Source organism: Bradyrhizobium sp. Kon56 (genome assembly GCF_055807635.1).
Genome location: NZ_JBVVOU010000011.1, coordinates 139,423 through 158,693 on the forward strand (window position 1 = coordinate 139,423; position 19,271 = coordinate 158,693).

Below are 19,271 nucleotides of genomic sequence, written 5' to 3' on the forward strand. Positions count from 1 at the left end.
GAGCCTATAGGGCCGACTAGGATAGACCCAACGACGATGACCGGGAGGCGGCGACATGGGCGAACCGACGCAGCGGACGATCAAGGCCAACGGCATCAGCCTCAACGTCGCCGAGCAGGGCAAGGGGCCGATGGTGCTGCTCTGCCACGGCTTTCCGGAAGGTTGGTACTCCTGGCGTCACCAACTCGAGGCGCTGGGGGCAGCCGGTTTCCACGCGGTCGCCCCTGACATGCGCGGCTACGGCAAGAGCGACCGACCCGAAGCCATCGACCAGTACACGATCCTCCACATGGTCGGCGACCTCGTCGGCGTGCTCGACGCTTTCGAGGCGAAGGACGCCGTCATCGTCGGGCACGACTGGGGCGCGACGATCGCCTGGCACACGGCGCGCCTACGGCCCGACCGCTTCCGCGCCGCCGCCATTCTTAGCGTGCCCTATCGACCACGCAGTCCGGTGCGGCCGACGAGCGTAATGCCACAGACGGCGGATGCGCAGTTCTATCAACTGTATTTCCAGGAGCCGGGTGTCGCCGAAGCAGAATTCGAAAGGGATACGCGCGCAACGCTCGGCGCGATGCTCTATGGCGGTTCCGGCGAAGGCGCGGCGGTGATCCGCGCCAATGCCGAGCGTCAAGGGCGGACCGCCGGTGTCGGCATGGTCTCTCGCAAGGACGGCATGCTGCCGAAGGTGCAGGTGCCGCTGCCGTCGTGGCTGAGCAGCGCGGACCTCGACTATTACGGCGCCGAATTTGCCCATAGTGGGTTTCGCGGACCGCTCAACTACTATCGCAACATCGATCGCAACTGGGAGCTGATGGGCGCCTTCGAGGCCGTCAAGGTGGTCGTGCCCTCGCTCTTCATCGCCGGCGACTACGACATGGTCATGGCCTTCCCTGGCGCCGCCGAGCACGTTGCCAACATGAAGCAATGGGTGCCGCAATTACGCGAGATCAAGATGCTACCGGGGTGCGGACACTGGACGCAGCAGGAACGGCCGGCGGAGGTGAACGCGGCGATCGTGGAATTTCTGCGGAGCCTGCCGAACTAAAGGATGGAGCGGGCGAAGGGAATCGAACCCTCGTATGCAGCTTGGGAAGCTGCCGTTCTACCATTGAACTACGCCCGCGGATGCGCAGCTTGCGCCCGCTCTGATTAGCCGAGACGGCGCATCTCGCCAAGCGCTTTGGCGCAGCCCGCCCGCCCCTTCTTAAGTTTCCGGTAAGATTTTGGGTGCGGCGGATTGTGGCGGTGTTATGGTCGCGGTCTGGGGAGAGCGTACGTTGCGTGGGGGCGTGTGTATGGTGGGGCATGGCTACGCGATATTCGACACGACCATAGGGCGCTGCGGCATCATCTGGAGCAGCACCGGGGTCGTCGCCGTGCAGTTGCCAGAGGCGCGGGAGATCGACACCCGCCGCCGGATTTTCCAGATCCATCCCGAGGCACGCGAGCAGCGGCCTTCCGCGAACGCCGAGTTCGCGATCGAGGGCATCGTGAGCTTGCTGCAGGGCAGCGATGCTGATTTTTCCGAGGTCAGCCTGGACGCGAGCGGGGTGCCCGGCTTCAACCGGCGGGTCTACGAGGCGGCCTGCGCCATCCCGCGCGGGGAGACGCGCACCTATCACGAGATCGCCAAGGCGCTGGGCGCCTCCGGCGCGGCGCATTCGGTGGCCCAGGCGATCGCGAAAAATCCCTACATGCTGATCGTACCCTGTCACCGGGTGCTGGAGGCCGGCAATTACACCGACCGGCTCTCGCCCTATGGCGGCGTAATCTCCAAGCGGCGGCTGCTGTCGCTGGAGGGCACCCATCCGATCGCCAGCAAGACGCTGTTCGACGTCCTGCTGCCCGTTGCCCCACCGAGACCCTCCACCTAGATAGGCGGGATGGATGCAACAACGCTGCTGACCACCCCCTCGATGACCGTCTCCGAGTTTCGCTGCGACGCGGGACCGGACGACAGCCCGTTTGCGGAGTGCCGCACCGGCCATTCCATCGCCTATGTCCGCGCCGGCAGCTTTGGCTGTCATTGCCGCGCCGGCTTCTTCGAGCTGGTGGCGGGCTCGATGCTGGTCGGCGCGCCAGGCGAGGAATACACCTGCACACATGAGCACGTCGCCGGCGACGTCTGCCTGTCCTTTTTCCTCAGCGAGGATCTGATCGACGCGCTCGGCGGCCGGCGCGACGTCTGGCAGGTTGGCGCGACGCCACCGCTGCCCGAGCTGATGGTGCTGGGCGAGCTCGCCCAGACGGCGGCAGATGGCAACAGCGACCTCGGTCTCGACGAGGTCGGGCAGATCCTCGCCGGTCGTTTCGTCGATGTCGTGTCGGGCAAGGCGCGCAAGCCGACGACACCGACGGCGCGTGATCGCCGCCGCGCCGTGGAAGCCGCGCTCTGGATCGACGCCAACTCGCATGCCGAGGTCGACCTCGAACAGGCGGCGCGGCAAGCAGGCCTCAGCCCCTTCCACTTCCTGCGGCTGTTCTCCGCCGTGCTCGGCGTCACTCCGCATCAATATTTGGTGCGCTCGCGGCTGCGGCATGCGGCGCGGCTGCTGACTGACGACGACATCGCAGTCACCGACATCGCCTATGACGTCGGCTTCGGCGATCTCTCCAACTTCGTCCGCACCTTTCACCGCGCCGCCGGCGTCTCGCCGACCAAGTTCCGCCAGGCCTCGAAGGGAGAGCGCAAGATTCTCCAAGAGCAGCTTGCCCTCAACTGACTAGGTTCGTCTCCGGCGCGCGCCGATTGCGGCGCGCTTTGGCAATGGAGACGACCATGTACGATCATATCGGATTGCGCGTTGCCGACCTCGACGCCGCCACGCGCTTCTACACCGCGGTGCTGGCGCCGCTCGGTTATGTCCTGTGCTCGAGTGGCGATGGTTATGCCGGCTTCGGGCCGAGGGGCGAGCCGGCGCTGTGGCTGCACCTGAACAAGGGGCGCAAAGCCGATGGCGTGCACATCGCGTTTCGCGCGGGGGATCATGACGCGGTCAAGGCATTCCACAGCGAGGGCTTGAAGAGCGGTGGCCGCGACAATGGCGGCGCCGGCCCGCGCAAGGATTACAGCTCGACTTACTACGCGTCGTTTTTGATCGATCCCGATGGCAACAATGTTGAGGCGGTCTGTGTGTGAACGCGGCAGCCCTCACCACACACACACGCTGTCATGCCCCGGCTTGACCGGGGTATCCAGTACGCCGCAGCTCCTCGATTCAATCACAGCGGCCTCTGGAATACTGGATCGCCCGATCGAGTCGGGCGATGACAGCTGAGATGACGGCGCTATCGCTCGCTTCTCTACATCAAAGGACTCAACCATGGCCTCCATCCACAACGACATTCCCCTCAACGCCCCAGCGCGCGACGTCTGGGACGCGGTGCGCGATTTCGGCGCGCTGCATCGGCGGTTGGCGCCGGGCTTCGTCACGGCCTGCACGCTCGACGGCGACACGCGCATCGTCACCTTCGCCAACGGATCGGTGGCGCGCGAGGTGCTGGTCGATTGCGACGATGCCGGGCGGCGGCTGGTCTACGCGATCAACAACGAGCGGCTGAAGCATTACAGCGCCTCGGTGCAGGTGATCGCCGAGGGCGAGGCGAGATGCCGCCTGGTCTGGATCATCGACATGCTGCCGAACGAGCTCGCGCCCTATGTGCAGGGACAGACCAAGGACGCCGTCGCCGCCATACACCGCGCGTTTCCGGCCGCAGCTGCGTGATCTTTCTCACAGAGCCCAGCCCTCGTCCGCAATAACGATGGCGCCGTGCGTCCGGTTGGCTCCGCTCTCCCGGCGGCGCCACGCGCGCGAGGAGCAGGCCATGAGAGGTGCGGACAAGGTGATCTGGCAGGCGGCCGCCGTGCTGCTGATGTTTTCGATTTCGAGCGCGCCGGCAAAGGCGCAGTTCTTCGGCGGCGGCGGTGCCGGCGGCGAGGACATAATGACCCAGATGGCGCCGATGCTCGAGATGATGAAGGCCAAGATGGGCAAGCGCCGCTTCGGCATGATGATGCAGACCATGGGCCCGATGATGAGCCGCATGATGGAGAATGGCGGTGGTGGTCTTGGCATGATGGGCGGCGGTGGCATTGGCGGCCTCGGCGCCGGCAACCTCGGCGGCGGTTTCGGCGCGCCCAATTACGGCGGCTACGCGCCGATGGGTGGAGGCGGCACCATGCCGGCCGGAATGGGCGGCATCGGCGGCGGCGATATCATGGGCATGCTCGGCGGCGCCGGTGGCGGCGACATGATGGCGATGATTCCGCAACTGATGCGGCTCGCCAATGTCGGCGGTGGTGGCGGCCATCGCCGCCACAGGCACCGCTAGTCCGCGGCGGCCGACAGAGCCGGCCTGATCGCAGGTTTGGTTTGGCGCGGTCCCCAGCGTGTCAGCACCACGCTGGAGCACGAGAGCAGGCCGAGCACGACCATCGAGCTCGCCGCCAGCCAGAAGAAGCTTTGCGCGGTGGCATCATGCGTCGACAGCCACCAGCCGACAGCCGAGATGTAGATCAGCCGCGCGGTCTGCGCCAGCACCGGGCCGATCACCTTCGCAGCGCCCTGCGACGAGAAATACATCGTCGAGGCGAGGCCGATGAAGGCGTAGAACGGCGCCACCGTCGACAAATATTGGTGGCTGGTGGCGCGCACGGTCGCGCTGTCCGTGAAGATGTTGACCCAGAGATCGGGGAAGGCCGCGACCAGGCACGCCGGTGCACCGACGGCGACGAAGGCGCTCGCCGCTGCGATCCAGGCGATGCGCCGGGCGCGGGCGATGCGGCCGGCGCCGACCGCCATGCCGATCATCGGCACCGAGGCGATGCCGAACGAGAACGCGATCGAGGTCAGCAGGAATTCCAGCCGCGCACCGATGCCGTAGCCGGCCAGGATCGCGGTGCCGAATTTCGCAAGCATGTGAGTGAAGATCGAGATCGTCAGCACCGATTGCAGCGGCGAGAAGCAGGCGATGGCGCCCACTTTGAGGATGTCGAAAAACATCGCCCATTGGATGCGAAGTCCGCGCAGCTTCGGCGTCACGCGGGCGCGGCCGGAGAACAGGTACCAGCCCATCACGCCGATATTCATGCAATAGGCAATCAGCGCGCCGGCGGCGACGCCGCGCATGCCGAATTGCGGCACCGGACCGAGGCCGAGGCCAAGCGTGCCACCGAGCACGATCTGCCAGGCCGCGGAATTGAGGATCAACAGCGACGGCAGCTTCATGTTGCCGGTGCCGCGCAGGACGCCGGCCATGGTGTTGAGCAGCCAGGGCAGCACGGCGCCGCCGAAAAACACCTGGGTGTAGGCGATCGCATGCGTCAGCACGTCGCCGCGGCCGCCGAGCATCTCAAGCACCTTGGGCCCGAAGATCAGCATGCCCAGCATGAAGACGAGGCCGAAGCTGATGCCGATCAGCAGCGCGTGCGCGGCGAGCGTCCCGGCACGCTCGCGATCGCCCGCGCCGAGCGCGCGCGCGATGGCGGAGGCCACCGCGCCGCCCATCGCACCGCCTGACATGGTCATGGTCAGGATCACTGTCGGAAACACCAGCGCCATCGCGGCCAGCGCTTCCACGCCGAGCCGTCCGATATAGGAGGTCTCCGCAATTACCGTGCAAGTGCCGGCTGAGAGCGCGACCACGTTGGGCCAGGCCAGTCCGAGCAGCGTGCGCAGGATCGGCCCGTCCATCAGCGCGCTCCTCACGGGGCGCGGAGGCGGCGGCAGCGGACGCTCTTGTTCATCGACCGGGATTTCGGCGATGTCTGACATGTCCTCTCCGGGCAAAGCGCCATTTCCGGCGCAGCAATGCTTGGGTGTGCCAATGAATTGGTTCGCGCAGGGCGCAACAAGAGGCTTGTTAGCACGACGCGCAGCGATTCCTCCTGCGCTAGGTGCAGGCGTGCCCTGCGGCAGCGCGGTGACGCCGTCGTCTACCCAATCGTCCAGAGCAATGGCGGACGACCGCTCGGTGTCGGGGACAGGTGCACGCCGATGTGCCGGCCGCACCCGGCCGCAAGCCCCTCGAACAACCCCGCCAGCACCTTGGCGCAAGCGGAGTGGTTATCGGCGACGTCTTCCATCAACCTCCAGCTCTGCTGACGGATTTCGAACGTGCCCTCGGATTGCGTCGTCTCAGCCGCATCGTCCTGCGCGACAAACAGCGCGTTGAGGAACGTCGCGAATTCGCTCGCACCGCCGCGGCCCATCGACAGCGCCGCAGCGACCTCATCGAAATATTGCATCCCGATCAGCTTGCCCGTGAGGTGCAGGAGATAGCCCGCATCCTCCGGACCGAACAGCTGCACCATCACGGGCGCGGCGGTGCGCACATATTCCATCGCATAGTTGCGATAGGCTTTTTCCAGTCTCGGCCTTGGCCAGCTTGCGACCGGCAACGCCGGAGCCGCGGCTGCATCGAACAGCGGGGCTTCGAGGTGCCGCGCGAACACGAGGCGCTGGTCGAGCTCGAGGGGCTGGTCATATTGATAATAGTAGCCTTCGAGCCCGTCCTGGCCGTCGACGCTCTGCTTGGTGCAGACGAACCCCAATCTGGTATCGCCGAGCGCCACGCCGTTGTTGGCGTGCCAGCCGCGCAGCATCGCGCGCGAGACTTCGCCCGGCACGCCGCAGATGGCAGTGCCTTTCCAGATCCAGCGCGGCGGCGGATAGCGGATCCAGGCTTTGCGGTCGCTCTCATACATGTATTCGACGTGCACGCCGCCGATCCAGTTCGAGAGATAGTGATATTGCGCGGCTGCCACGGCGGGCGGCAGATGGCTCAGCCCGAGCTTCTCCAGCCCCGGCAGGAAGCGCTCCTGCTGCTGGCGGCGGAACACGCGAAAGACGAACTCCGCAGCATCTGCCGTGCCGCGACGCGTGACCACGGTGAGGATCAGACCGGTGAAGTAGGCGTGATAGAGATCGGCAACCGCGCGCCAGCGTTTCCATTGAGCTTCCTGCGCGGGGTCTGGTGCGGTCATGTTCGCTCCCGATCGTTGTTCTGATCGAGTGTGTCAATGCATCCGGTGACGGACAAGTTGAGCCGCACGCAGGAGCCCTGCACGCCGGCGCGCCAATTCCGCATCACGAATTTTGCGCAGGCTTAGCTTGCGAAGCTTTGGCGGCACGCTCGCGCTCGACGCGCTCGGTGACGTCGCGTGCCATCGCCACCGATCCTTGCACCACTCCAGCGGCGTCCCGCACCAGCGCAAAGGTCATCTCGATGTAGAGCTTGCGTCCGTCCTTGTGCAGCGCGCGGGTCAGTGTCGGCTTGCCCGCAAGCTTCATCGCGCCGCTGGCAAGCGCGGCCTCAAAACCTTTCCAGTGCGCGGCGCGCAGATGTTCGGGAATGATCAGGTCGAGATTCTGGCCCAGCGCTTCGTCCGCCGAGAAGCCGAACAGTGCGGACGATGCGCGGTTCCAGCGCATGATCGTGCCGGAGCGATCCGAATAGATCAGCGCGTCGGCGACGTCGTCGAGGATTCTTGCGTCGAGTTCGGATTGATCTGTCATTTCGCCACCTCGGACGTAGCCCGGATTCACTTCCCATCTTGACACAGATTCGGTGTCATCGCCCGACTTGATCGGGCGATCCAGTATTCCAGAGGCGGATGTGATCGAACCAATAGGCTACGGCGTACTGGATGCCCCGGTCAAGCCGAGGCATGACAGCGGAAGGTGAGGCTATCCCTACACCCGGAAATGCTTGCTCAGCTTCAGGCCCTGCGCCTGGTAGTTCGAGCCGATGCGCTGGCCGTACATCGCGTCGGGGCGGGCCAGCATCTTCTCGTAGACGAGGCGGCCGACGATCTGGCCGTGCTCGAGGATGAACGGCACCTCGCGCGAGCGCACTTCGAGCACGGCGCGCGAGCCTAGCCCGCCGGCGCCGGCATAGCCGAAGCCGGGATCGAAGAATCCGGCATAATGCACGCGGAACTCGCCGACCAGCGGATCGAACGGCACCATCTCCGCGGCGTAATCGGGCGGCACCTGCACCGCCTCTTTCGACGCGAGGATATAGAACTCGCCGGGATCGAGGATCAGGCTGCCGTCGGGACGGGCCGAGATCGGCTCCCAGAAGTCCTCGACGGAATAGCCGGCGCGGCGATCGACGTCGATGACGCCGGTGTGGCGCTTGGCGCGGTAGCCGACGAAGCCGCCGCTCTTCTCGCCGGAGAGATCAACAGAGACGGCGACGCCGCCGGTGAGGTCGGCATCGTCGATATCGACGAGACGCTCGGTCGCGTGCAGCGCCTCGAGGTCCTCGATGTTGAGGATGGCATCGCCGGTGCGGAAGCGCACCTGGCTCAGGCGCGAGCCCTCGCTGACCAGCACCGGAAACGTCTTCGGGCTGATCTCGGCATAGAGCGGGCCGTGATAGCCGGCACCGATCATGTCGAAGCGGCGGGTGCCGTCGGCGATCACGCGGGTGAAGACGTCGAGCCGGCCGGTCGAGCTCTTCGGGTTGGCGGCCGCGACGATCTCCGGCGGCAGCGCGAGGCTTTCAAGCAGCGGCACGATGTAGACGCAGTTGGTCTCCAGCACCGCGCCGTCGGCGAGGCTGAACTCGTGCAGCTTCAACTCGTCGATGCGCTCGGCGACCGTGGCGCCGGGACCGGGCAGGAAGCTGGCGCGAACGCGATAGGCGATATCGCCAAGACGCAAATCGAGGCTCGCCGGCTGGATCTGGCTTTCGACGAAGTCGTAAGCGGGCAGGATGAGACCGCCCTCCGCCATCGCCGCGATCATGCGGTCGGGCAGGATACCATTGGCGTCGGCGGCGACCGTGAACGTCAACCCGGGGTCCTCATCAGGGATCAAACACATCCCGACATGCGGGAAATATGAGCGTTTTACGGCTATCCGATGGACGTCTTGACGGAAAGGGCATTGCGGAATATGAGCATGACTTATCCCGTGGTGATTTGAGCCGGCCGGCTTGCAGCCACGTTAAATAAGTCGCTAAACAGGCCGGGGACCTCTGTGATCCCGGCCCGTGGAGATATTCCAGGCCGGTTTTTTTGTGACCATTCTCGATGGTCACTTCAGGAGGTCCTATGTCGAAGTCCCCGGCGCCAACCGCCCACTACCGTCCCGAAACTCGCCTGGTTCATTCCGGCACCTTACGCTCGCAATATGGCGAGACGTCGGAGTCGCTGTTCCTGACCCAGGGCTACGTTTACAACAGCGCCGAGGAGTGCGAGGCGCGATTCAAGGGCGAGGACCCCGGCTTCATCTATTCACGCTACTCCAATCCGACCATCTCGATGTTCGAGCGCCGCATGATCGAGCTCGAAGGCGCCGAAGCGGCACGTTCGGCCGCGACCGGCATGGCCGCGGTGACGACCGCGATCCTGGCGCCGCTCAAGGCCGGCGATCACGTCGTGGCCTCGCGCGCGCTGTTCGGCTCGTGTCTCTACGTCGTGCAGGATTTACTGCCGCGCTACGGCATCGAGACCACGCTGGTCGACGGCCTCGATCTCGACCAGTGGCAGCGCGCCATGAAGCCGAACACCAAGACGTTCTTCCTGGAGAGCCCGACCAATCCGACGCTCGACGTGCTCGACATTCCCGGCATTGCCGAGATCGCGCATAGTGGCGGCGCGCGGCTCGTCGTCGACAACGTGTTCGCCACCCCGATCTGGCAGAGCCCGCTCGCGCTCGGCGCCGACGTCGTGGTCTATTCCGCGACCAAGCACATCGACGGCCAGGGCCGCTGTCTCGGCGGCATCATCCTGTCCTCGGAAGCGTTCATCGCCGAGCACATCCACAATTTCATGCGCCAGACCGGCCCGTCGATCTCGCCGTTCAACGCCTGGGTCCTGCTCAAGGGGCTGGAGACGCTCGCCGTGCGCGTGCGCGCGCAGACCGAGACGGCGGCGCGCATCGCGGACGTGCTGGCGAGCCATCCGAAGATTTCGCGGCTGGTGTTTCCCGGCCGCGCCGATCATCCGCAGGCTGCATTGGTGAAGAAGCAGATGCGCGGCGGCTCGACGCTGGTCGGCCTCGAGGTCAAGGGCGGCAAGCAGGCGGCGTTCCGCGTGCTCAACGAGCTCAAGCTTGCCAAGATCTCGAACAATCTCGGCGACGCCAAGAGCCTCGTCACGCATCCGGCAACGACGACGCATCAGCGCCTCAAGCCGGAGGACCGCGCCGTGCTAGGCATCAGCGAGGGATTCATCCGCTTCTCGGCGGGGCTTGAGCACGCAGACGATCTGATCGAGGATCTGACGGCGGCGCTGGAGAAGGCGTGAGTTATTGTCGTCCCGGCCTAGTGCGCAATTGCGCATGGGGGCCGGGACGACAAGTCACATTGGCCGGTACGTCCGCACGTCCGCGGGCACGTTCACGCCGAGCTTGATCTGGCCGACGGAGCGAATGATGTCGTCGCCGAGGAGCTGGGCGAAGCAGGCATAGCCCCAATCGTTCATGTGCAGTCCGTCGGCGATCACGAAACTCTCGACCGGAAGCGATTGCTTCTCGTGCCAGTCGCGCATCACCTCGAAGCGCGGGAAGATGCCGACGTGACGGAGCTCGGCGACCTTGCCGAGCAGCTTCACCATCTTGCCGGCGCTCTCGGCGCGCTGGTTGACGGCGGGCGAATATTGCGGATCGACCAGCACGATGTCGGTGCCGCCGGTGGCCTGGATGCGAGCGATGCCGTCCTCGACCAGTTTGGCGGTCTCGCCAGGATCGAGATTGCGCAGCACGGCATTGGTGCCGACCTGCCAGATAACCAGATCCGGATGCACGTCGATCACCTCTTTCTGGAGACGCTTCATCATCTCGGGCGCATCCTCGCCGCCGACGCCGGCATTGACGACGGTGATGTCGGCGGTCGGATAGTGCCGGTGCAGCTGCGCGGCAAGGCGATTGGGATAGTTGAACTCCGGCGAGCTCGCGCCGAATCCCGCGGTCGACGACGAGCCGAACGCGACGATGACGACGGGCTGGCCGGCGACGAGCTTGCCCGCGACATGCGGCAGCGAGCCCATCGCCTTCGAGCCGCCCTTCGGCGACAGGCAGGGCACGCGGCTAAAGATGTCGCCGGCGGATTTCGCGACCTGCTTCACCTTGTCGATGGCGCGCGCCGTGATGCCGCGCTGGTCGGGGGACGTCGCTGCGACGGTGGTCTGGGACGGTGAAGCGGGAGCCGGATCAGCCGACTGCTGCGGGGCCGGTGTTGCCTGCGCGGCCTGCGTCTGCGCGTGGGACTGCGAGGCCGGACTCAGCAACAGCAGCACCGCTGCTGCGGGCACAGCCAGCCATGCCGTCAGGCAAAAAGGGCGGAGAGAACTCATTAACGCTAGACCTCAATTTTGCTGCTGGGCCGGCTCCAGATGGGCAGCGTCGATCACGAACTGTGCCAACGCCCGGCCAAGGCAATCATGGACCTGCTTCGCCAACTCGGGCCCGCGCGACGGGCTGAATAGGTCGAACTGGCCCTGATCATTCCACTGCCGCATGATCGCGAACCGATCGAACAGCGGAATATCGTGCTCCTGCGCCACCACCCTCATATTGTCGAGGTATGGCGGCACCGAGATCATGGTTTCGGTACGCGGACTGTACTGCAAATTCATCAAGACGACGTCAGCCCCTGCCTTTTGCAACGCAACAACCCCTTCGGTCACCGCGCCACGAAAATCATCGGGATCGATGGCTCGGATAGCATCGACAGTCCCGGTCTGCCAGATGACCAAAGTAGGCGTTTTTGCTTCCATCAGCTTAACGAAGCTGGCAGCCGCCTCCTCGGCCGTTTTCTTGCTCTGTATTTCTACGGAGACGTGCACAGTCTCGGACGGCGGCAGCTTGTCCTTCAGGATGGCCTGCATCCGCGCCGGATAAGAGGCGTCCTCGGAAGCCGGAATCGTGGTCGAGCGACTGCCGATGACCAGGATTTCGAGCGGCTTGCCGGCCTTCACGGCATCGGCGACCTTGGGAAGCTGGCTTTCGCTGGTGAGCAGATAGGACGGCACTTCACAGGCTGCGGGCGCGGCTGAAGCAGCCGGCGCAGCATCGTCCGCGCGCGCCGGAGGCGCGGCGAGACCACCGCACAGCAGGATCAGGCTCAGGAAAACCTTCGCCTTCATCAGCCCCCTCCCGCCATATCGGCGCTGCCGACGGCGCTTTTGGTTTTCGAACCGCTCTTGTCAGCCACCCGCTTGTACCACGAAATCAGCCAGGCCATGGCCCACATGATCAGGATTCCGGAGAGACTTATTAGCGCATGCATGACCGGGCCGCCCGAGACTTCGGCCAGGATGAAATGGCCGGCGAAGGCGAGGAAGACGCCGAGACAGAATATCTCCAGGGAATGCGAGCCGCACAGGATCAGCGGCCGCAGCCAGGGCGATTTCAGGCCCGGCCAGTCCCGGGGCAGGACGCGCACGGTGAGCGCGGCCAGCGCCAGGAAATGCGTGAAGCGCAGCACGTCAAGGTCGGCCTTGTCGATCGGATACATCCACTGCTCGAGCCGCTTCGGCATGAAGTGGGAGAGCTGCGGCACATACCAGGTCAGCGTCACGTAGAATGCCGCAACCAGATAGGCGATCGCGATCCACATCGTCACCCGCGAAGCCAGAATGTGCGACATGCGTCGGGCACCCCCGAGCGCGCACCATGCCCCGAACACGAACAGCAATTGCCAGGCGAAGGGATTGAAGGCCCAGAAGCCGTTCGGATAGGCCGACAGATAGAGGTCGTATTCCCAGGTCACCGCGTAGAGCGCGACCGAGAGGCCGAGCGTCACGTCGGGGCGCCACTTCATCAGCCACAGGATCAAGGGCAGCGCCAGCATCAGCACGATGTAGAGCGGCAGCACGTCCATGTTGACCGGACGGAAGCGCAGCAGCAGCGCCTGCACGATCGTGACGTCGGGCTGCTTGAGGAAATCCATGATGCCCATCTCTTCGGTGTAGAGCGGGTTCTCGAACCTGGTCGCGACGTAGGAGATTTCGGCAAGGAAGATCGTGAACAGGAAGACGTGGGCGACATAGATCTGCCAGACGCGCCGCAGGATGCGCGCGGTGGCGACGACGATGCCGGACTCCAGCATCGCCCGACCGTAGACGAAGGCGGCGGTATAGCCGGAGATGAAGATGAAGATCTCGGTGGCGTCGCTGAAGCCGTAATTGCGGATCGTGAACCAGGTCAGAAGGCTCGGCGGCAAATGGTCGATGAAGATCAGCCACAGCGCAAGGCCGCGGAACAGGTCGAGCCGGAGCTCGCGCTCGCCGATGGCGGGCAGCGAAATGGCCGGCGCGGCCGCGCGCCGCTTCGCTCCCGCGGACTTGACCTCCACAGGTTTAGCGGTTCCCGCGATCGTCGATCCCGTCACTTGGTCGGCAATGGTCATCGGGGGCCTAAAAACCCTTCCGCAAATCGCGACGTGGCAAGGAGTGTACCGGTCCGGCCGTCATCTCGCAAAGCGACCGGATCACAAGCAAGTACATTTGCAAGCCCATTTGGACGTGTACTTCCCTGCGAATTCTGGCGGGACGATGTCGCCAAGGCGTCTCCGGCGTTTGGTTCCGGAGCGGTTTTCGGTATGATGGCAATCATGTACCGCGCCGTGACCCGCCAGATCGAAGTGACCGTCGAGCCGAACTTTGTTCCGGAGCAGTCGTCGGCCGACCGCTCCCGTTATTTCTGGGCCTACACCGTCGTCATCACCAATTCCGGCGACGAGACCGTGCAGCTCAAGACGCGGCACTGGATCATCACCGATGCCACCGGCCGGCAGCAGGAGGTGAAGGGCGAGGGCGTCGTCGGCGAGCAGCCGACGCTCGCGCCTGGCGAACGCTTCGAATACACCTCGGGCGTGCCGCTCACGACCGCCTCGGGCTTCATGACCGGCCGCTACCAGATGGTCAGCGCGACCGGCGAACGCTTCGAGATCGACGTGCCCACGTTCTCGCTGGACAGCCCGGACAACAAGCGGGTGTTGAATTAGGGCAGGAGATGGTGGGCGCGCTCCGCTTTGGCCGACCCTATCGCACCTGCAGGCTAACGCCTTACGCGTCTTCCACGCCTGCTTCATCCGGCGTGAACTCGTACACCGAGCTGCAGAACTCGCAGGTCACGACGACCTTGTCGTCCTTGACCATCGCGGCACGGTCGTCAGACGAAAAGCTCTTTAGCATCGATGCCACCGCATCGCGCGAGCAGGAGCATTGCGCCTTCAAGGGCAGCGGATTGAACACGCGCACGCCGCGCTCGTGGAACAGGCGGTAGAGCAGCCGCTCCCCGGACAGCTCCGGATCGATCAGCTCAACGTCTTCGACGGTCTCGATCAGCGAGCGTGCCTCGACCCAGGCATCGTCTTCAGCGACGGCGTGCACTTCGACGCCTTCGGGCGCATCGCCGGGATGCAGATCGGCCTGCCGCGCACGCTCGGGCGCCTTCGGCAGGAACTGCATCAGCATGCCGCCAGCACGCCAGCGATGCTTGCCGCCGTCGTTCGAACGCCATTCCTCGCCGACAGCGAGACGCACGCGTGTCGGGATCTGCTCGGAGCGCAGGAAATATTCGTGAGCGGCGTCTTCGAGGCTGCCGCCGTCGAGCGCGACCAGGCCCTGGTAGCGGCTCATGTCGGGGCCTTGGTCGATGGTCATGGCGAGATGACCGTGGCCCAGCAGCGCGCCGGAATGCGTGCCAGTATCTTTGGCCTCGCCGAGGCGCGCGGCGTCGTAGCGCGCATAGGCGCGCAGGCGATCCGGCGCCTGATAGTCCACGACCAGGAACGACACCGGACCGTCGGTCTGGGCCTGGAGAATGAAGCGGCCCTCGAACTTCAGCGAGGAGCCAAGCAGCGTGGTCAGCACGATGGCCTCGCCGAGCAGCTTGCCGACCGGCGCGGGATAATCGTGCTTGGTCAGGATTTCGTCGAGCGCCGGACCAAGCCGCACCAGCCGACCGCGCACATCGAGCGCGTCGACCTCGTAAGGCAGCACGGCGTCATCGATCGGAACCGCGGATGGCGCGCGAACCGGGCCTTCAGGCCCGGTTTTCATATCAGGGGATTGGGAAACCATGGCGCTTTATCTGGGGTCGGAAGGCGGAATTGGAAGGGGGTGAGGGCTGGGGTCCGGAATGCAGAACGGATCGTACGCAAGCAGGGCAAATTCAGCGTCGTCCTGGCGAAAGCCAGGACGACGATGAAGACCTACTTCGCCGGCACGGCGGATACCGGCCCGGATTACTTCACCGCGTCGAAGCACCAGGCCAGAATGCCCTTCTGCGCGTGCAGGCGGTTTTCGGCCTCGTCGAACACGACGGATTGTGGACCGTCGATCACCTCGTCGGTGACCTCCTCGCCCCGATGGGCGGGCAGGCAGTGCATGAACAGCGCATCCGGCTTGGCAAGCGACATCAGCTGCGCATTGACCTGATAGGGCTTGAGCACGTTGTGGCGGTGCTCGCCTTCCTTGTCGCCCATCGACACCCAGGTGTCGGTCACGACACAATCGGCGCCGCGCACGGCGGCTTCGGCATCCGTGCCGAGCATGATCGGCGCGCCCGTCGCCTTGATGAAGTCGCGCATCGCCTTTTTCGGCGCGAGCTCCGGAGGCGTCGCGACATTGAGCTGGAACTTGAAGCGCTCGGCGGCGTGCGCCCAGGAGGCGAGCACGTTGTTGTCGTCGCCGGTCCAGGCCACGGTCTTGCCCTCGATCGGGCCGCGATGTTCCTCGTAGGTCATGAGGTCCGCCATCACCTGGCAGGGATGCGAGCGGCGCGTCAGGCCGTTGATGACGGGCACGGTGGCGTTTGCCGCAAGCTCCAGCAGCGCATCGTGATTGAGAATGCGGATCATGATGGCGTCGACATAGCGCGACAGCACGCGCGCGGTGTCGGCGATGGTCTCGCCGCGGCCGAGCTGCATTTCGGCGCCGGTGAGCATGATGGGCTCGCCGCCGAGCTGGCGCATGGCGACGTCGAAAGACACCCGCGTCCGCGTCGAGGGGCGCTCGAAGATCATCGCCAGGGTCTTGCCTTCGAGCGGCCTGACCGGCTGATGCGCCTTCTGCTTCGCCTTCATCGCGGAGGACGCAGCGAGCATGCGCTTGAGCTCCGACAGCGGCAGCTCGTTGATATCGAGGAAGTGCTTCGGTGTTTTATCGGGCGACTTGCTCATCAGCTTGACGCCCGCTTGTTGCCGGACAACGCGGTGCAGGCGCGCTCGAGCCGCCCGACGCTGTCCTCGATCTCGGCTTCGGTGACGATCAAAGGCGGCAGGAAACGCACGACATTGTCGCCGGCACCGACGGTGAGCAGCTTTTGGTCGCGCAAGGCTGCAACGAGATCGCCGGAGGGCACCACGGCCTTGATGCCGATCAGGAGGCCCTCGCCGCGCACTTCGCTGACGACATCGCCGTGTCGGTCGATCACGGAGGCGAGCTTCTGCTTGAGCAGCAGCGACATCCTCTGCACGTGGTCGAAGAAGCCGGGCTTGAGCATGACGTCGAGCACGGCGTTCGCAGCCGCGATCGCGAGCGGATTGCCCCCGAAGGTCGAGCCGTGCGAGCCCGGCGTCATGCCGGACGCCGCTTCCGCGGTCGCAAGGCAGGCGCCGATCGGGAAGCCGCCGCCGAGCGCCTTGGCCAGCGACATCACGTCGGGTTCGACGCCAAGGCGGCGGTACGCGAACAGATCGCCGGTGCGGCCCATGCCGGTCTGCACCTCGTCGAAGGCGAGCAACAGACCCTTCTCGTCGCAGAGCTGGCGCAACGCCCTCAGGAAGGCGGGCGTTGCCGAACGCACACCGCCCTCGCCCTGGATCGGCTCGATCAGGATGCCGGCGGTCTGCGGACCGATTGCCTTTTTCACGGCATCGAGATCGCCATGCGCAACCTGGTCGAAGCCCTCCATCGGAGGGCCGAAACCTTCGAGATATTTTGCCGATCCCGTTGCGGCCAGCGTCGCCAGCGTGCGGCCATGGAAGGCGCCTTCGAAGGTGATCATGCGATAGCGGTCGGGATGACCCTTTGCGGCGTGATAACGGCGCACGACCTTGATCACGCATTCCAGCGCTTCGGCGCCGGAATTGCAGAAGAACACGAAATCCGCGAAACTTTCATTGCACAGGCGCGCGGCGAGCTTTTCGCCGTCCGGGCTCTGGAACAGATTCGACATGTGCCAGAGCTTGGTGGCCTGCTCCTGCAACGCCGCGACCAGCGCCGGATGGGCATGGCCGAGCGCATTCACCGCCACCCCGGAGGTGAAATCGAGATAGCGCTCGCCATTGGTCGCGATCAGCCAGCAGCCTTCGCCACGCTCGAAACCAAGGTCGGACCTGGCGAAAACGGGGAGCAAATGCGGCGCTGCGCTGTTAGTCATGATGGTCACTTGAATGTTGCGGACGGAGTGAGCGTGCATTGCGCAACGCACCATCGACCGGCCCGGAAAACGAAACGTGCCGCCTCTTGAGGGCGGCACGTGCGACTATCTTAGGCCTGGTGAAACGGGTGTCAATGCCGCCCGGAAAGCCTCGCGAAACGCTGAATCCGTAGTCTTGCGGTGCCGATTTTGCGGGATTTGGCCACGGAACATGTGGAAGCGAGTCGGCGGACTCTTGCGCGGGAGTCACGCCATATTGTAGCGTTTGGATTGTCAGATACGACATCTCGTGCAGTGGTTCTGATCTTTAAGTCCTTATGTACCGGCGTAAACGTTCGGGCGTTCAAGACGCGCCCGGCGAGCCTTAAGGGATTCTGGCGGCACGGGTTTTTGAAGGCTTAGGCATTCGCTGCGAGGCCCCAGGATGGCTGGCGCGCAGCGAGGGAAAGGGTGCAATGACGGTTTTGACCTGGTCCGATGATCGCGTCGAGCAGCTGAAAAAGCTCTGGGAGGCCGGACTTTCGGCCAGCCAGATCGCGGCGGAGCTCGGCAATGTGACCCGCAATGCCGTGATCGGCAAAGTGCACAGGCTCGGCCTTTCGGGCCGCGCCAAGAGCCCATCATCGGCAGCGCCGCGGCCGCGCAAGGCGCGCCCCGCGCAGCACATGATGCGGGTGAGCCGCCCGATCTCGCGCGGCAACACCGCGCTGGCGCAGGCCTTCGAGGTGGAGGCTGAGCCGGATCCGGTCACCTATGACAACGTGGTGCCGATGAGCCAGCGGCTGTCGCTGCTGGAATTGAACGAGGCGACCTGCCACTGGCCGGTCGGCGATCCCTCGAGCCCGGACTTCTTCTTCTGCGGTGGAAGGGCGCTGTCCGGACTGCCCTATTGCGCCCAGCACTCGCGCGTTGCGTACCAGCCGGCGTCGGATCGGCGCCGCGCACCGGTGAAGCCGGGTCCGCGGTAATCACGGCAAGTCGTCGCGCGAAGACGATTCAACAATTTCAGCGTCGTCCCGGCCTAGTGCGCAATTGCGCACGGGGGGCCGGGACCCATACTCCGAGCACGCAATAATCGTGCGGAAGGGGTCACTCCGAGTCTTCGCCAAACCACGTTCGGTGGTTATGGGCCCGGATCAGCGCTCGCTTCGCTCGCTTGTCCGGGACGACGGCTGAGAATGCAGGGACAACTCGCCAACAAACAAGCCTGCAACCCTACACCTGCTCCGCCTTGGCAAACCGATCATCCAGCGCGTAGCCGGCGCCGCGGACGGTGCGGATCGGGTCCTGCTCGCGGCCGAGATTGAGCAGCTTGCGCAGGCGGCCGATATGCACGTCGACGGTGCGCTCGTCGATATAGATGTCGCGACCCCAGACGCTGTCGAGCAGTTGCTCGCGCGAGAACACGCGCCCCGGATGCTCCAGGAAGAACTCCAGCAGGCGATATTCGGTCGGACCGAGATCGATCGGCCGGCCCGAGCGCGCCACGCGGCGCTTGTCGCGGTCGAGCTCGATGTCGCCAAAAGCAAGCACCGTCGCGAGCCGCTCCGGGCTTGCGCGCCGCAGCAGGCCTTTCACGCGCGCCAGCAGCTCCGGCACCGAGAACGGCTTGACGATGTAATCGTCGGCGCCGGTCGCAAGACCCCGCACCCGCTCGCTCTCCTCGCCGCGCGCGGTGAGCATGATGATCGGGAGCTGCTTGGTCTCGGGACGGGTGCGAAGCCGCCGGCACAATTCGATGCCTGACAGGCCCGGCAGCATCCAGTCGAGCACGATCAGATCGGGGATGTGCTCCTTGAGGCGGGTGTCGGCGTCGTCGCCGCGCATCACCGTCTCGACGTCATAGCCGTCGCCTTCGAGGTTGTAGCGGAGAAGCTCGGTCAGGGCTTCCTCGTCCTCAACCACCATAATGCGTGCGCCCATCGG

The 19,271-nt window shown here is 65.0% G+C and carries 20 protein-coding genes, 1 tRNA gene and 1 riboswitch; of the genes, 9 read left to right on the top strand and 12 right to left on the bottom strand.

All coding sequences use genetic code 11. The features are described from left to right. The first annotated feature begins 55 nt into the window (after positions 1-55). Complete coding sequence (locus AC0L3B_RS19610) at positions 56-1,048, top strand: alpha/beta fold hydrolase (RefSeq protein WP_377791553.1); 993 nt, start codon at positions 56-58, stop codon at positions 1,046-1,048. Positions 1,049-1,052: 4 nt separating this feature from the next. Here AC0L3B_RS19610 and AC0L3B_RS19615 read toward each other — a convergent pair. Beyond that, positions 1,053-1,126, bottom strand: a tRNA-Gly gene (locus tag AC0L3B_RS19615). A 172-nt stretch (positions 1,127-1,298) separates the two neighbouring features. Between AC0L3B_RS19615 and AC0L3B_RS19620 the strand changes: the two genes are divergently transcribed. From AC0L3B_RS19620 to AC0L3B_RS19640, 5 genes are all read left to right on the top strand, one after another. Beyond that, positions 1,299-1,877: a methylated-DNA--[protein]-cysteine S-methyltransferase gene (locus AC0L3B_RS19620; protein WP_018456084.1), complete on the top strand. Its 579-nt coding sequence runs from the start codon at positions 1,299-1,301 to the stop codon at positions 1,875-1,877. A gap of 9 nt (positions 1,878-1,886) precedes the next feature. Beyond that, positions 1,887-2,726, top strand: coding sequence for a helix-turn-helix transcriptional regulator (locus AC0L3B_RS19625; protein WP_473380920.1), 840 nt, complete (start codon positions 1,887-1,889; stop codon positions 2,724-2,726). Between the two features lie 56 nt (positions 2,727-2,782). Next, positions 2,783-3,142 (top strand): VOC family protein, encoded by a 360-nt coding sequence (locus tag AC0L3B_RS19630; RefSeq protein WP_473380921.1) that lies wholly within the window; start codon positions 2,783-2,785, stop codon positions 3,140-3,142. Positions 3,143-3,326: 184 nt separating this feature from the next. After that, positions 3,327-3,728, top strand: a complete 402-nt coding sequence (locus AC0L3B_RS19635) for an SRPBCC family protein (RefSeq protein ID WP_085349693.1) — start codon at positions 3,327-3,329, stop codon at positions 3,726-3,728. A 100-nt stretch (positions 3,729-3,828) separates the two neighbouring features. Beyond that, entirely contained in the window at positions 3,829-4,335 is a 507-nt protein-coding gene (locus AC0L3B_RS19640) for a hypothetical protein (RefSeq protein ID WP_473380922.1), read from the top strand. Here AC0L3B_RS19640 and AC0L3B_RS19645 read toward each other — a convergent pair. From AC0L3B_RS19645 to AC0L3B_RS19660, 4 genes are all read right to left on the bottom strand, one after another. Continuing rightward, positions 4,332-5,777 (bottom strand): MATE family efflux transporter, encoded by a 1,446-nt coding sequence (locus AC0L3B_RS19645; RefSeq protein ID WP_085349691.1) that lies wholly within the window; start codon positions 5,775-5,777, stop codon positions 4,332-4,334. The two genes, AC0L3B_RS19640 and AC0L3B_RS19645, sit on opposite strands and share 4 nt — an antisense overlap. Positions 5,778-5,938: 161 nt before the next feature. Next, on the bottom strand, positions 5,939-6,988 hold the full coding sequence (locus tag AC0L3B_RS19650; protein ID WP_247370425.1) for a hypothetical protein: 1,050 nt from the start codon (positions 6,986-6,988) through the stop codon (positions 5,939-5,941). 103 nt (positions 6,989-7,091) lie between these two features. Then, positions 7,092-7,520: a PAS domain-containing protein gene (locus tag AC0L3B_RS19655; RefSeq protein WP_247370427.1), complete on the bottom strand. Its 429-nt coding sequence runs from the start codon at positions 7,518-7,520 to the stop codon at positions 7,092-7,094. A gap of 177 nt (positions 7,521-7,697) precedes the next feature. Then, entirely contained in the window at positions 7,698-8,834 is a 1,137-nt protein-coding gene (locus tag AC0L3B_RS19660; protein WP_085349689.1) for a 2'-deoxycytidine 5'-triphosphate deaminase, read from the bottom strand. 80 nt (positions 8,835-8,914) lie between these two features. After that, positions 8,915-8,994, top strand: a riboswitch (SAM riboswitch). Positions 8,995-9,064: 70 nt separating this feature from the next. Between AC0L3B_RS19660 and AC0L3B_RS19665 the strand changes: the two genes are divergently transcribed. Continuing rightward, a complete protein-coding gene (locus AC0L3B_RS19665) occupies positions 9,065-10,261 on the top strand; it encodes an O-succinylhomoserine sulfhydrylase (RefSeq protein WP_018456075.1) in 1,197 nt (398 codons plus the stop codon). Between the two features lie 54 nt (positions 10,262-10,315). Here the strand turns inward: AC0L3B_RS19665 and AC0L3B_RS19670 are convergent, their stop codons facing one another. The 3 genes from AC0L3B_RS19670 to AC0L3B_RS19680 are packed head-to-tail and all read right to left on the bottom strand — an operon-like array spanning position 10,316 to position 13,365. Continuing rightward, complete coding sequence (locus tag AC0L3B_RS19670) at positions 10,316-11,308, bottom strand: SGNH/GDSL hydrolase family protein (RefSeq protein WP_026233081.1); 993 nt, start codon at positions 11,306-11,308, stop codon at positions 10,316-10,318. 12 nt (positions 11,309-11,320) lie between these two features. Continuing rightward, positions 11,321-12,100, bottom strand: coding sequence for an SGNH/GDSL hydrolase family protein (locus AC0L3B_RS19675; protein ID WP_473380923.1), 780 nt, complete (start codon positions 12,098-12,100; stop codon positions 11,321-11,323). Continuing rightward, the gene (locus AC0L3B_RS19680) at positions 12,100-13,365 is read right to left on the bottom strand and encodes an OpgC domain-containing protein (protein ID WP_085349686.1); all 1,266 of its coding nucleotides are present in this window, start codon (positions 13,363-13,365) and stop codon (positions 12,100-12,102) included. The genes AC0L3B_RS19675 and AC0L3B_RS19680 overlap by 1 nt, the downstream gene beginning before the upstream one ends. A gap of 204 nt (positions 13,366-13,569) precedes the next feature. Here AC0L3B_RS19680 and apaG point away from each other — a divergent pair, with 204 nt between their 5' ends. Further along, positions 13,570-13,962 carry a Co2+/Mg2+ efflux protein ApaG gene (gene apaG / locus AC0L3B_RS19685; protein WP_026233080.1) on the top strand — a complete coding sequence of 131 codons (393 nt, stop codon included), beginning with the start codon at positions 13,570-13,572 and terminating at the stop codon, positions 13,960-13,962. A gap of 61 nt (positions 13,963-14,023) precedes the next feature. On the opposite strand, the gene AC0L3B_RS19690 is transcribed toward apaG, so the two are convergent. From AC0L3B_RS19690 to AC0L3B_RS19700, 3 genes are all read right to left on the bottom strand, one after another. After that, entirely contained in the window at positions 14,024-15,043 is a 1,020-nt protein-coding gene (locus AC0L3B_RS19690; protein WP_026233079.1) for an Hsp33 family molecular chaperone, read from the bottom strand. Positions 15,044-15,207: 164 nt separating this feature from the next. After that, a complete protein-coding gene (gene argF / locus AC0L3B_RS19695; protein ID WP_085349685.1) occupies positions 15,208-16,143 on the bottom strand; it encodes an ornithine carbamoyltransferase in 936 nt (311 codons plus the stop codon). Next, on the bottom strand, positions 16,143-17,345 hold the full coding sequence (locus AC0L3B_RS19700; RefSeq protein ID WP_473380924.1) for an acetylornithine transaminase: 1,203 nt from the start codon (positions 17,343-17,345) through the stop codon (positions 16,143-16,145). The genes argF and AC0L3B_RS19700 overlap by 1 nt, the downstream gene beginning before the upstream one ends. A gap of 455 nt (positions 17,346-17,800) precedes the next feature. Between AC0L3B_RS19700 and AC0L3B_RS19705 the strand changes: the two genes are divergently transcribed. Continuing rightward, positions 17,801-18,313, top strand: a complete 513-nt coding sequence (locus AC0L3B_RS19705) for a GcrA family cell cycle regulator (protein WP_007597869.1) — start codon at positions 17,801-17,803, stop codon at positions 18,311-18,313. Between the two features lie 247 nt (positions 18,314-18,560). On the opposite strand, the gene phoB is transcribed toward AC0L3B_RS19705, so the two are convergent. After that, the gene (gene phoB, locus AC0L3B_RS19710) at positions 18,561-19,268 is read right to left on the bottom strand and encodes a phosphate regulon transcriptional regulator PhoB (protein ID WP_007597871.1); all 708 of its coding nucleotides are present in this window, start codon (positions 19,266-19,268) and stop codon (positions 18,561-18,563) included. Positions 19,269-19,271: the final 3 nt, after the last annotated feature.